We start from the raw sequence: 12,928 nt of genomic DNA, 5'->3' as shown, positions 1-12,928 counted from the left end.
ATTCGCCCGGGGTGCGGTCCCGGCGGCGGATTTGACGGTACGTCAGGTACGCGGGCGCGGCCAGACCCTCCGGCGGTGCGGGCCGGGACCGAGCGGCCGGCGTGGGCCAGGGCCGCGCGGCCGGTACGGGCCGGAGCCGCACGGTCGGTGCAGGCAGTCGCCCTGGCGGACGCTTGTTACGGTCACCGGGACCAAGAAACGCCCGATCCCAAGGGGACCCGTGATGCCAACGATGCTGACGTGCCTGCGCTGTGACCGTGGGGTGGAAGGGTTCGCCGGCTGCCCTGCCTGCTCCGCCGAAGGGATCGGGGTCAACGCCGCTCCCCCGCTCGCGGATCTCTCCGGCCTCGACCTGCGAACGTTCCGGGGCGGCCCGTGGGCGTGGCCGCAGGCGCTGCCGGTGAGCGGCCCGGCCGTGACGCTCGGGGAAGGCGCGACGCCCAACGTACGGCTGCGCCAAGACGGAGCCGTACCGGATCAGCAGCTTCCCGGAGAGCTGTGGGTGAAGTACGAGGGCGCCAACCCGACCGGGTCGCACAAGGACCGGGCGATGGCGGTGGGCGCGGCGGCGGCCGTGGAGGCCGGTGCCGAGGTGGTGGCCGCGGCCTCCTCAGGCAACGCGGGGGCGGCGGCCGCGGCGTACGCGGCGCGGGCGGGGCTGCACTGCGTGGTCTTCACCACCGACAGCCTGCCGATGGCGCTGCGGGCGCAGATCGACGCGCTGGGCGCCGAGCGGCGGGTGATCCGGGAGGGCGGCGTCGCGGCGCGGAACGCTGCGATGGCCGAGGCCGTGGAGAAGCACGGCTGGTATCCGCTCACCAGCTACACCTCGCCCTCGCCGGGCGGGAACGCGTACGCCAACGAGGGGTACAAGTCGGTGGCGTACGAGCTGGCCAGGGACTTCGCCGGGCGCCGGATCGGCACGGTGGTGGTGCCGACGAGCCGCGCCGATCTGCTGACCGGCATCGGGCGCGGCTTCCGGGAGCTGGTGGCAGCAGGACTGATGGACCAGGCGCCCCGGCTGGTGGTGGCGGAGGCTGCCGAGGCGGCCCCGTACACGGCCGCGCTGCGGCACCCGGACCGGGCCGCGCAGGAGCGAACGAGGGTGACCGGGCACACCTCCATCGCCTTCTCCCTCGGTGAGGAGCGCCCCTGCTGGCAGGGGCTGGACACGCTGTGGCACTGCGGGGGTACGGCGCTCGCCGTGCCGGAGCGGGAGCTGGCGGCGGAGCACCGGCGGGTGGCGGCGCAGGGCCTGTTCCTGGAGCCGTCCTCGGCCACTGCCGTCGCGGTGGCCCGCCAACTGCTCGTCAAACGACCGGAGTTGGTGGTGGCGATCGGTACGGCGACCGGACTCAAAGCGGTCGGGGCCTGAGGAGCGGAGTCCTTCGCGTAACGAAACCCGTTGACGGAGTGAGTACTCACTCCGTAGCGTGGCGCTCATGTCGGATACCCCAACCCGCCGCCGTGCGCCGGGAATGAGCGCCGCGCAGCGCCGGGCGATGGTCGTGGCGGCGGCGCTGCCGCTGGTCGCCGAGTACGGTGCCGCCGTCACCACGAGCCGGATCGCCCGCGCCGCGGGCATCGGCGAGGCCACCGTCTTCCGCGTCTTCAAGGACAAGGACGAGGTGCTCCAGGCCTGCGTGGCAGAGGCGGTGGACCCCGGCCATGTGCTGCGCGAACTGGCCTCCGTCCCGCTGGACGAACCGCTTTCCACGCGGCTCACCGAGGCGGCCGAGGCACTGCGCGCCCACCTGGCGCGCATGGGCGCGGTGGTCGGAGCGCTGCACGCCTCGGGTCACCGGCGCGAGGCGCCCCGCGACGCGTCGACGCGCGCGATCCGCGAGGCCGTCACCGATCTCATCGAGCCGGACCGCGCGACCCTGCGCCTGGCACCCGAGAAGGTCGCCGCACTGTTCCTCGGCATGCTCTTCACCCAGCTCCACCCGGCCTCCGGAGCCGTGGAGTTGGACACGGACGACCTGGTCGGCGTCCTGCTGCACGGCGCCCTCGCGCACTCCCGGGGTACGCCATGACCATCACCCTGAACCACACCATCGTCCCCGCGGTCGACCACCGCCGGGCCGCCCGCTTCTTCGCCACGGTCATGGGCCTGGAGCAGCTCCCGCCGGCGGGCCGCGACGGCCACTTCGCCCCGGTACGCGTCAACGACACGCTCACCCTCGACTTCATGACCGTGCCCGACCCCCAGGGGCACCACCTGGCCTTCGACGTGGATGCCGACACCTTCGACGCGATACTCCAGCGCCTCACCGCCTCCGCCGTGCCCTACGGCAACGACCCCGCCCACCCGGACAACGGCCGCACCGACCACCCCCTGTGCCCGCGCGGTCTGTTCTTCCGGGACGATGCGGGCAATCTCTTCGAGGTGATGTCGGCAGCCGAGAAGGCCCGGCGGTGAACGGAAGCCGGAGCTCGGTCGAGGCCGTCGCAGCAGGCTGGCAGGCCGTACGCGACCACGGCGACCTACGGGCCGAACTCCTGGAGGCCGCGTACGCGGAACCCCGCCTGCGGCAGCTGTTTCCCTGGGCGGGGATGCGCGAACCGCACTTCAGCCGCTGCACCCTGCGGAGATGGACCTGGGACATCCCCTACATCCAGCCCGCACCAGGCGGCAGCTACTGGGTGGGCGGGCCTCGGCGCGATCAGACCGTGGGCCCAGCGGCCACGGCGCACGAGGCCGTCGCCATGGTGGTCGAACGCCTTCCGCCTGGCTGCGGACCCGCCTTCGTCGGCACGCCACAAGAACTCGCGGTTCACGAAGGCCTGGCCCAGGAGCGGGAGTCGCACTGAGCATCCTGGGGCGCGGAGTGGGCCGCGCCCCGGTCGGGGCGGGTCAGCGGGATTCGGGTCCTGCCAGGTGGCGGGCCACGACCATGCGCTGGATCTGGTTGGTGCCTTCGACGATCTGGAGGACCTTGGCCTCGCGCATGTAGCGCTCGGCGGGGAAGTCGACGGTGTAGCCGTAGCCGCCCAGGAGTTGGACGGCATCGGTGGTGACGCGCATCGCGGCGTCGGTGCAGAAGAGTTTGGCCATGGCCGCTTCTTTGGAGAAGGGGCGGCCCTCGTCGCGCAGGCGCGCGGCGGACAGGTACAGCGCGCGGCCCGCCTCGATCTGGGTGGCCATGTCGGCGAGCATGAAGCGCAGGCCCTGGAAGTCGGCGATGGGGCGGCCGAATTGGCGGCGCGAGGCGGTGTAGGACAGCGACTCGTCCAGGGCGGCCTGGGCGATTCCTATGGCGCAGGCGGCGATGCCCAGACGGCCGGAGTCCAGCGCGGACAGTGCGATCGCGAAGCCCTGGCCTTCGTCGCCGATGCGGCGGGAGTCGGGGACTCGTACGCCGTCGAAGTGGAGTTGGGCGGTCGGCGAGCCCTTCATGCCCATCTTGCGCTCGGGCGCCGCGGCGCTGAGCCCTTCGGCGTCGCCGGGGACGAGGAAGGCGGTGATGCCGTGCGCGCCCTTGCCGCCGGTGCGGGCCAGAACCGTGTAGAAGTCGGCGACCCCGCCGTGGGTGATCCAGGCCTTGGTGCCCTCGATCGTCCAGGTGTCGCCGTCGCGGGTGGCGCGGGTGGTCAGCGAGGCGGCGTCGGACCCGGAGGAGGGCTCGGACAGGCAGTACGCGCCCAGGAGGCCGCCGCCGAGCATGGCGGGGAGGTGTTCTGCGCGCTGCTGCTTGGTGCCGTATCCGGCGAGTGCGTGGCAGGCGAGGGTGTGGACGCTGACGCCGAGGCCGACGGTCAGGCGGGCGGCCGCGAGCTCTTCGAGGACCTGGAGGTAGACCTCGTAGGGCTGGTCGCCGCCGCCGAATTCGTCGGAGTACGGGAGCGAGAGCAGGCCCGCCCCGGAGAGGAGGGCGAAGGTCTCCCGGGGGAAGGTGCCGGCCTCCTCCTGCTCCGCGGCGCCGGGCTTCACCTCGCGCTCGATCAGGTCCCGTACGAGCGTCAGCAGGTCGCGGGCTTCTTCGGTGGGCAGCCTGCGGTCCACCGGCCGGGGGCCGTACTCGGTCATGGCGGCGCTCTCCTCCCTGTCGGGCGCTGCGGCGGTACGCGGTCAAGGGTGTGACGGCGCCGCCGGGTTGCGGTCGGCCCAGCCGATGGTCTCCCACCGGATCGCGGAGGGCGATGACCTGCGACTGTGGCGCTTGGAGTATGCCCGATCGGCGGCTTCTCGTCACGGGTTGATCGTCTTCTCTGTCGCCTTCGTCAGGCTAGTTGGCCATCTCTAGGGGATCTTCGCGAACCACAAGGAAATTGGTCCGCACCATTGACCCCACTGGTCTAGTCCTTCTAGCTTCTCCTGCAACGTTTCACGCGTTCATGCCAAACCCGAACGCAGGTCAGGCTCCACCCTCGATCCCCCCTCCGAGGAGAGACCATGCTCAGACCGCACCGGACGCGATCACCGCGCGCGCTGATCGCCGCAACCACCGCACTGTGTACGGCGGCACTGGCCGGCACCCTGCTCGCCGGCTCCGCCTCCGCGGGCCAGTCCCCCTCCCCCGCGAAACCGGCGGCCGCCCCGAAGGCGGCGCCGGCCGCCGGAAGCGACGCCGCCGGCACCAAGGTGATCGGCTACTTCACCAACTGGGGCGTTTACGACCGCAATTACCACGTCAAGAACATCCAGACGTCCGGTTCGGCGGACAAGCTCACGCACATCAACTACGCCTTCGGCAACGTCCAGGGCGGCAAGTGCACCATCGGCGACGGATACGCCGACTACGAGAAGGCCTACACCGCCGACCAGAGCGTGGACGGCAAGGCCGACACCTGGGACCAGCCGCTGCGCGGCAACTTCAACCAGCTGCGCAAGCTCAAGAAGCTGCACCCCAACCTGAAGGTGATCTGGTCCTTCGGCGGCTGGACCTGGTCCGGCGGCTTCACCCAGGCCGCCAAGAACCCCGCCGCGTTCGCCCAGTCCTGCCTGGACCTGGTCGAGGACAAGCGCTGGGCCGATGTCTTCGACGGCATCGACATCGACTGGGAATACCCCAACGCCTGCGGGCTGACCTGCGACACCAGCGGCAAGCAGGCCTTCACCGGCGTGATGAAGGCACTGCGGCAGAAGTTCGGTACGTCGAACCTGGTCACCGCCGCGATCACGGCGGACGCCTCCTCCGGCGGCAAGATCGACGCGACCGACTACGCGGGCGCCGCCCAGTACGTCGACTGGTACAACCCGATGACGTACGACTACTTCGGCGCGTGGGACGCCAAGGGCCCGACCGCCCCGCACTCCCCGCTGACCTCCTACAACGGGATCCCCAAGGCGGGCTTCAACACCACCGACACCATCAAGAAGCTCAAGGACCTGGGCATCCCGTCCGCCAAGCTGCTGCTGGGCCTCGGCTTCTACGGACGCGGCTGGCAGGGCGTGACCCAGGCCGCACCGGGCGGCACGGCCACGGGCCCGGCGCCGGGCAAGTACGAGCCCGGGTTCGAGGACTACAAGATCCTCAAGGGTCGCTGCCCCGCCACCGGGAAGGTCGGCGGCACGGCGTACGCGAAGTGCGGTGACCAGTGGTGGAGCTATGACACCCCGGAGACCATCGGCACCAAGATGGCGTACAAGAACCAGCAGGGGCTGGGCGGCACCTTCTTCTGGGAGCTGAGCGGGGACACGGCCAACGGAGAGCTGATCAAGGCGATCAAGTAACGCGTCGGCAGGGCGTGTTGCGAGGGCGGGAGGCTTCGGCCTGCCGCCCTCGCACCGCGTTCGCGGCCCCTGCGAGCGTTCGCCGCCCTCGCGGCGCATGCGTCTCTGTGGCGTATGCGCCCGTGCGGCGTATGCGCCCGTGCGGCGTTTCCGTTACGGCCGGCGCGTGGGGGCCGGGCAGTCCGGTTCGTACTCCTCGATCAGCCGGAGGGTGTCGCCCAGGCCCCGCACCAGCAGGGAGCAGACCGTGCCGCGCTCCAGGGGCGGGACGCCGGGGCGGTCCTTGATCCAGTCCAGGGTGACGCCCTCCACGCTGGAGAGCCAGCCGATCAGGGCGGTACGGGCCAGCGGCGGTATGTCCTCGCGGCCCCAGGCGGTGTGCGCGATGGTGGCCAGTAACTGCTCGCGGACCGCCTCGCGTATGGCCAGGACCTCGGCGTCGAAGCCGACGCCGCCGGTGACGATGGCGCGGTAGGCGGCCTGGTGGTGCTGGGCGTAGCGCAGGTACCCGTCGACGGTGTGCTGCACGCGCTCGACGGGCGGCAGATCGTGGGTGGAACCGGCACGCTGGACCAGTTCCGCCACGGACTCCTCGATGATCGCGAGGTAATAGCCGCGCTTGTTCTTGAAGTAGTAGTAGATCAGGCCCTTGGCGACACCGGCATGGCGGGCGATGTCGTCCATGGACAGCGCGTCGTAGGAGGTGTCGGCGAACAACTTCCGGCCGATCGCGATGAGTTCGGCCCTGCGCGCCTGGGAGCGTTCGGTGCTGCGGGCAGCCGTCGAGGTGACCGGTCCGCGCTGTTGACTATTATTCAAAATCCGCCCTAGTCTCCAACTGCCACGGGTTTTCCGCAGTATGGCAGAGGCCCGGCAGGCAGGAGCCACCTGCGGCTTCGCCCTACGGCGGCTCGATGGAGCACTCCCGAAGCACGCTCGAAGCACTCTTTGCACAGCACTTCCCACGCGCGCCCGTACGTGTCCGTACGCGGCCGTGGATCCGTACCCGCCCGTACGGACGGTCGCGATCAGCAACCCCGGGGAGGACGCAGTGAGCAGAAGGTCCCGGCGCCTGCCAGAGGGCAGAACAGCCTGGAAGAAGACCGCGGTGGTGGCCCTGCCCGCGGTGCTGGCGGTGGGCGCGATGGCGTCGGTGATGGCCGAGGGGGCGCTGGCCGCCTCCTTCGCCGTCTCGGGCACCAACTTCCAGGTCACGACCAGCAAGCTGACCAGCAAGGGCCTCGCCTCGTACGTGAACATCGACCGCGACGCCGACAACAAGGGGCACGCGGTCGCGCTGCTGGGCCTGGGCACGGCCAGGCTGGCCGACATCTGCCAGGCCGCCGAGGTCAAGACCCCGATCGGCACGGTGGTGTTCAAGCTGATGGCCGGTGGCGACGCCGGCGATGTCACCGCCGACAACCTCGTCATCGACGGCGAGGACCTGGTCGGCGACGCCCGCTTCGGTACGGCCCAGATCGGCCGGGACGCCTCCACGCTGGACTCCGTGCCCGGAGTGCAGGGCGAGAAGGGCAAGTTCGGTCTCCAGGCGGGCGACATCGAGGTCTCCTCGGTCAGGTCGCATGCCTGGTCGGCCACCGGCGGTAACTTCCGCCTCAAGGGCATGAAACTGGATGTGAGCCTGGGCGGCAAGAAGTGCTTCTGACCGCGGGCCGCCACGCGGGGTGGCTGGAACGCAGGCTGCCGTGGCCCGAACAGCGGTCGGTGGTACGCAAGTGGCGGCGGACCCGGCCTTTCTGGGCCGGGCTGCTGCTCATCCTGGGCGGCGCCGAACTGCTGCTCGTACCGCTGTCGCCGCTGACGGTGCTGGTGAGCCTGGGGCTGGGCGGCCTCGCGGCCATCGGCATCGGGCTGGCACTGATCGTGGCGGGGCTCTTCCTGTGGCTCATGCCGTCTTCGCACCACTACGTGAGCATCAACGCGCTGATCCTGTCGGTGCTGTCCTTCGCCGCGACGAACCTCGGTGGATTCCTGGTGGGGATGGGGCTGGGGATAGCGGGGAGTGCGATGGGGTTCGGGTGGACGCCCGTGCGCGGTGATGACGACGGGGACGGAGGCGGAGACGGGGACGGAGACGGGGACGGAGACGAGGACGGCAACGGAGATAAGGAAGAAGGGGACGGCGGGAAGGGCGCGCGCGACGGTCAGGGGGTGGAGGTGGAGAACGGGTCCGGGTCCGGGTCCGGGTCCGGGTCCGGGTCCGGGTCCGGGTCCGGGTCCGGGTCCGGGTCCGGGTCCGGGTCCGGCGGGAAGGTACTCGCTGTCGTGCTGCCGGTCGCGCTCCTTGCGGCCGTAGGGACTCCGGCCGGTCCGGCGCGCGCCGCGGACGGCATTCCCGCGCCGACCGTCCCGCCGACCGTGACCACGTCCATGTTCGCGCCGCAGGGCTTCACGATCGCCGGCGTGACCCACATGCCGACCGCCGACGGACCGCTGAAGGTCATGGTGCTCAAGATGCGGGCGGCGTCGCTGACCGACTACCGGCTCGTGACCCGCGACGGCGGTCCCGAACTCGGCCTGGGAGCCGACAACTTGAACCTCAGCGGGGACGTGACGCTGTATCTGACCAAGTTCAGCGGCTGCCTGCAGGGCATCCTGTGTCTGACCTTCACTCCGGACACGCTCCCGGTGCCTCCCGTCGTCCCGCCCTTCGTCTACATGACCGACGTGGACGCCGAACAGGCCCTGGTCACCTCGGACTTGATCGTCGCCGACGGGCTCACGCTGCGCGCCGACGCGAAGCCGCTCCGGCCGGGTTCGTCATGATCCAGCTGCCGGCCGCACTGTTCTGGGCGTACGCGATCGGCTCCACCTTCGCGCTGTCCGCCGCCCGCCAGCTCCAGTTCTTCCAGCGCCGCGCCACCGACCGGTCCGGGATGCCCAAACTGCTGGCGCCGCGGCTCGTCAGCCGTGCGGCGAATCCGTACCTCTGCCTCACGCTGCTGTTCGCCGCGGTGCTGATGGTGCCGACCGGGCTGTTCCTGATGTGGCTCAACCCCTCCTGGGCGACGATGCACATCGCGGACGGGCACCGCGGCTTGTGGGCGGGATTCGCCCTGCTCTACTCCGGGGGGATCGTGATCGGCGCGCTCCTCGGCTTCCTGCTCGCCCAGGCCCTGTGCCTGGTCGGGGCGGGCTACTGGGCGTATCTGAACTGCGTGGCCGGGTACTTCCTGCTCTTCGGCACCATGATCCACGGCTGGGACGGGCAGGGCTACCGGCGCTTCCTCAGCCTCAGTGGCACCGAACTGCGCGACTGGCCCAAGGACAGCGTGATCAACAACGTCCTGGACTTCCTCACCTCCGGAACATTCCTGTCCCTCCTCGTCTTCGGCGCCGCCGTCATCGCGACCATGCTCCTGGCGGAGATCGGCTGGCTGATCGAGGGCTGGCGGCTGCCGGGCGGCGCCGAGGACCTGAAGGTGCCGCGGGTCATCGCGGTCGCCATCGCGGGCGCGGGACTGTACGTACTGCCCTTCGCCGGCGCGCTCCTCGCCAGCCTCCTGATCCGCCCGCTGGGCTTCCCCCTCGGCCTGCTGCTCTTCGCCGTCGGCGCGGGTCTGTTGCTGCTGCCGCGCCGCTCTCCCGTACGACTGCTGTACGGGCTCGTGGGGCTGCCCAAGGGGCACTGGCGGGCGGTGGCGGATCGGGTGCCGAAGGCGCGGGTGGGACGGGCCGCCGGGTAGGGCTGGGTGTACGCACGACGAGGCCCACCGCACCCCGTCCGCGTGCCACGCGCGCAGAGTCAGCTGAGCGCCCGTTCCCTACAAAGCCGATGGCCGAACCTGACCGGAGCCAATGGCTGATCCCTGCCCCTGGGGCTTTACTGTCCGCTGCCGTACGAGCACGATCGGCGTGCGGGCGCGGGGCAGGCTCGACGTCGGTCGGCGAACGGGTGTGAGCTGCGCCCCCTGGCGGTCGGCGGGCGGGCACGAGCGGCGCCCGTGTGCGTCCGCCGAGGGCGTGGGTGGCGTACCAACAGTGCAGTCGGCGTATGCACTTCGGCCACGTGGGCGGGGACCGTACGGGCATGTCCGGCCAGCGGCGTCGGGACACCTTCCGGCCTGGTCACGCGACCGTACGGGCACGAACGCCCGGGCACGGCCGTACGGACCGAACGACAAACGCACACATGCCGAGCTCAGCCGCAGCAAAGGCGGCGACGGCAGCGGAGAGGTGGCACGTGGTCAACCCCTGGCTCGCGCCGGCGACGGGAGCCGATCCGGCGGAGCACACCCGCACGGTGCGCCGCGCGCATGCGGCGTTCCTGGCCGGGGCGTCCGGTGCGCCCCCGGTGCGCCAGGTGGTCGCCGACTCCTGGCGGCGGTCGGCGAGTGCGGGCGCGGCGACCGACGAGATCGCGCCGATCGATGTCGACGAGCCGGAGCTGCGCACCTACCGCGAGACACATCCACTCGCCCGCGCCATGCCCCTCTTCCGGAACCTGCTGGGCACCTCCGCCGACGACGGCGCACGCCTCCTGGCCATCTGCGATGCCCAGGGCCGGCTGCTGTGGATCGAGGGGCACCCCGGGGTCGTACGTCAGGCCGAGCGGATGAACTTCGTGGCCGGGGCCCGCCGGGACGAGCGGCACGCCGGAACGAACGCACCGGGCACCGCCCTTGCCGCCAACCACCCGGTGCAGATCTTCGCCGCCGAGGACTTCAACACGCGGGTTCAGCCATGGACCCGTGCCGCCGCGCCACTCCATGACGTACGGGTCGGCAGGCTGCTGGGCGCGGTGGACATCACCGGCGGCGACCACCTGGCAGGCCCGCACAGCCTGGCGCTGGTCCGGGCCGCCGCCCCCGCCGCCGGGGCACATCTGGCCGCCACCGACACGGCAGAGCACGGCGGCCCCCGCCTTCACCTGACCACACTGGGTCGCGACGAGGCGCTGCTCGTCACGGACGGACGTCAACCGCGGCTCGGCCGACGCCACAGCGAGATCGCACTCCTGCCGGCCCGCCACCCCGAGGGCCTGACGATCCATCAACTCACTCTCCTCCTCTACGGAGAGCGGGACGTACGGCCGGTGATGCTGCGCGCCGAGCCCTCCCGACTGCGGCGGCTGCTGGGCCCCGCGCTCGGCCCCCGCCCGTACCGGCTCTGTACGCCCGCGAACAGCGATCTGGACGCCGTGGAGAGGGAGTTGACGGCCGGAGACCTGTCCGCTGCACTGCGCGGTTGCGGCGGTCCGCCCCTGCCGCACTCGGAATCTCCGGGCGTACGACGGCTGCGCGACACGCTGGAGACCCGGCTGCGCGACGCGGTCCTCGTGGAGCGGGATCCCGCCCACTTGCGCCACTGGTCCCAAACCCCTTGGGGCGAGGGCGACCTGGAGATACTGGAGATATGGGAGGCACTGCACACAACCCTCCCTCCGCCGGAGGCAGGGCAGTCGGCTGCCCGCGCGCAGGCAGCGCGGCTGCGTACGGCGTACGGCCTCATGGATCGCGGCAGCACTCCCCCGCCCTCCGGAACGCGATACCGGTGCTCCCCGTACGAGCACTCCGCCCACGCAACGTCAGTGCAACGTACCCGTCCCTAACCCGCGCCCGAGCCGTCCGCCCACGCCAACCGCCCCACACCCCAACCGCCCGCACACCCCACCCGCACACACCACCGAAAGGCCGCCCCATGACCCGCTACGCAGACCCCGGTTCCGCCGACTCCGTCATGTCCTACCAGCCGCGCTACGACCACTGGATCGGCGGCGAGTACGTACCGCCCAAGCAGGGCGGCTACTTCGAGAACCCGACGCCGGTCAACGGCCGCACCTTCACCGAGGTCGCCCGCGGCACCGCCGACGACGTCGAGCGCGCGCTGGACGCCGCGCACGCCGCCGCGCACGCCTGGGCCCGCACCTCCCCCGCCGAGCGAGCCGCCGTACTCAACCGCATCGCCGACCGCATGGAGCAGAACCTCCCTGCTCTCGCGGTCGCGGAGAGCTGGGAGAACGGCAAGCCCGTACGGGAGTCGCTGGCCGCCGACATCCCCCTCGCCATCGACCACTTCCGCTACTTCGCGGGGGCGATACGCGCCCAGGAGGGCGGCCTGTCCCAGATAGACGAGGACACCGTCGCGTACCACTTCCACGAGCCCCTGGGCGTCGTGGCGCAGATCATCCCCTGGAACTTCCCCATCCTGATGGCGGCATGGAAGCTCGCCCCGGCGCTCGCGGCCGGCAACGCCGTCGTCCTCAAGCCCGCCGAACAGACCCCGGCCTCGGTCCACTACTGGATGAGCCTGATCGCCGACCTGCTCCCGCCCGGCGTCGTCAACATCGTCAACGGCTTCGGGGCCGAGGCGGGCAAGCCGCTCGCCTCCAGCCCCCGGGTCGCCAAGATCGCGTTCACCGGGGAGACCACGACGGGGCGCCTGATCATGCAGTACGCCTCCGAGAACCTCAAGCCCGTCACCCTCGAACTCGGCGGCAAGAGCCCCAACATCTTCTTCGACGACGTCTCCTCCGCCCAGGACGACTTCCTCGACAAGGCCCTCGAAGGCTTCACGATGTTCGCCCTCAACCAGGGCGAGGTGTGCACCTGTCCGTCGCGCGCGCTGATCCAGCGCGGCCACTACCGCGACTTCCTGGACGCGGGCGTGGCCCGCACCGAACGCATCGTCCAGGGCCACCCGCTGGACACCGACACCATGATCGGCGCCCAGGCCTCCAACGACCAACTGGAGAAGATCCTCTCCTACTTGGACATCGGCCAGAAGGAGGGCGCCCGCATCCTCACCGGCGGCGCCCGCGCCGAACTCGGCGGCGACCTGGAGGGCGGCTACTACGTCCGCCCGACCATCTTCGAAGGCAGCAACGACATGCGCGTCTTCCAGGAGGAAATCTTCGGCCCGGTCGTGGCGGTGGCCCCCTTCACCTCCTTCGACGACGCCATCTCCATCGCCAACGACACCCTCTACGGCCTGGGCGCCGGCGTCTGGACCCGCGACGGCTCCACCGCCTACCGCGCGGGCCGCGCCATCCAGGCCGGCCGCGTCTGGACCAACTGCTACCACGCCTACCCGGCCCACGCCGCCTTCGGCGGCTACAAGCAGTCCGGCATCGGCCGCGAAACCCACAAAATGATGCTGGACCACTACCAGCAGACCAAGAACCTCCTGGTGTCCTACTCCCCGAAGCCCCTCGGTTTCTTCTAGAGGCACGAGATAGGCGCCTGAGTCGGGCTTTCGCCCGTCAGGCGCCTTCTCCTCGGCCCGCTCAGG

12 protein-coding genes are annotated in these 12,928 nt (G+C 71.0%); 10 read left to right on the top strand and 2 right to left on the bottom strand.

Translation table 11 applies throughout. From position 1 onward, the window contains the following. The first annotated feature begins 223 nt into the window (after positions 1 to 223). The 4 genes from AC4IJH_RS04860 to AC4IJH_RS04845 all read left to right on the top strand — a co-directional run bounded on the left by AC4IJH_RS04860 (position 224) and on the right by AC4IJH_RS04845 (position 2,814). Complete coding sequence (locus AC4IJH_RS04860) at positions 224 to 1,375, top strand: threonine synthase (protein WP_490850242.1); 1,152 nt, start codon at positions 224 to 226, stop codon at positions 1,373 to 1,375. A gap of 67 nt (positions 1,376 to 1,442) precedes the next feature. Continuing rightward, positions 1,443 to 2,036 carry a TetR/AcrR family transcriptional regulator gene (locus AC4IJH_RS04855; protein WP_490850241.1) on the top strand — a complete coding sequence of 198 codons (594 nt, stop codon included), beginning with the start codon at positions 1,443 to 1,445 and terminating at the stop codon, positions 2,034 to 2,036. After that, a complete protein-coding gene (locus AC4IJH_RS04850) occupies positions 2,033 to 2,422 on the top strand; it encodes a VOC family protein (RefSeq protein WP_490850240.1) in 390 nt (129 codons plus the stop codon). The genes AC4IJH_RS04855 and AC4IJH_RS04850 overlap by 4 nt, the downstream gene beginning before the upstream one ends. Beyond that, entirely contained in the window at positions 2,419 to 2,814 is a 396-nt protein-coding gene (locus AC4IJH_RS04845; RefSeq protein ID WP_490850239.1) for a DUF6193 family natural product biosynthesis protein, read from the top strand. The genes AC4IJH_RS04850 and AC4IJH_RS04845 overlap by 4 nt, the downstream gene beginning before the upstream one ends. Before the next feature lie 43 nt (positions 2,815 to 2,857). Here AC4IJH_RS04845 and AC4IJH_RS04840 read toward each other — a convergent pair whose 3' ends face one another. Continuing rightward, the gene (locus AC4IJH_RS04840; RefSeq protein WP_490850238.1) at positions 2,858 to 4,030 is read right to left on the bottom strand and encodes an acyl-CoA dehydrogenase family protein; all 1,173 of its coding nucleotides are present in this window, start codon (positions 4,028 to 4,030) and stop codon (positions 2,858 to 2,860) included. Positions 4,031 to 4,396: 366 nt separating this feature from the next. On the opposite strand from AC4IJH_RS04840, the gene AC4IJH_RS04835 reads away from it, so the two are divergent. Beyond that, positions 4,397 to 5,677, top strand: coding sequence for a glycoside hydrolase family 18 protein (locus AC4IJH_RS04835; protein WP_490850237.1), 1,281 nt, complete (start codon positions 4,397 to 4,399; stop codon positions 5,675 to 5,677). A 153-nt stretch (positions 5,678 to 5,830) separates the two neighbouring features. Here the strand turns inward: AC4IJH_RS04835 and AC4IJH_RS04830 are convergent, their stop codons facing one another. After that, complete coding sequence (locus tag AC4IJH_RS04830; protein WP_490850236.1) at positions 5,831 to 6,496, bottom strand: TetR/AcrR family transcriptional regulator; 666 nt, start codon at positions 6,494 to 6,496, stop codon at positions 5,831 to 5,833. Positions 6,497 to 6,821: 325 nt separating this feature from the next. Here AC4IJH_RS04830 and AC4IJH_RS04825 point away from each other — a divergent pair, with 325 nt between their 5' ends. From AC4IJH_RS04825 to exaC, 5 genes are all read left to right on the top strand, one after another. After that, complete coding sequence (locus tag AC4IJH_RS04825) at positions 6,822 to 7,343, top strand: DUF6230 family protein (protein WP_490850380.1); 522 nt, start codon at positions 6,822 to 6,824, stop codon at positions 7,341 to 7,343. Then, positions 7,334 to 8,464, top strand: a complete 1,131-nt coding sequence (locus AC4IJH_RS04820; protein WP_490850235.1) for a DUF6114 domain-containing protein — start codon at positions 7,334 to 7,336, stop codon at positions 8,462 to 8,464. The genes AC4IJH_RS04825 and AC4IJH_RS04820 overlap by 10 nt, the downstream gene beginning before the upstream one ends. Beyond that, positions 8,461 to 9,384, top strand: coding sequence for a hypothetical protein (locus AC4IJH_RS04815; RefSeq protein ID WP_490850234.1), 924 nt, complete (start codon positions 8,461 to 8,463; stop codon positions 9,382 to 9,384). The genes AC4IJH_RS04820 and AC4IJH_RS04815 overlap by 4 nt, the downstream gene beginning before the upstream one ends. Positions 9,385 to 9,881: 497 nt before the next feature. Further along, entirely contained in the window at positions 9,882 to 11,249 is a 1,368-nt protein-coding gene (locus AC4IJH_RS04810; RefSeq protein ID WP_490850379.1) for a transcriptional regulator, read from the top strand. Between the two features lie 89 nt (positions 11,250 to 11,338). Beyond that, positions 11,339 to 12,862 carry an acetaldehyde dehydrogenase ExaC gene (gene exaC, locus AC4IJH_RS04805; protein ID WP_490850233.1) on the top strand — a complete coding sequence of 508 codons (1,524 nt, stop codon included), beginning with the start codon at positions 11,339 to 11,341 and terminating at the stop codon, positions 12,860 to 12,862. Positions 12,863 to 12,928: the final 66 nt, after the last annotated feature.

It is taken from the genome of Streptomyces sp. UF-297 (assembly GCF_058245575.1).
The sequence above is the reverse complement of the archived record's forward strand: the minus strand, read 5'-3'. Positions and strand labels throughout refer to the sequence as shown.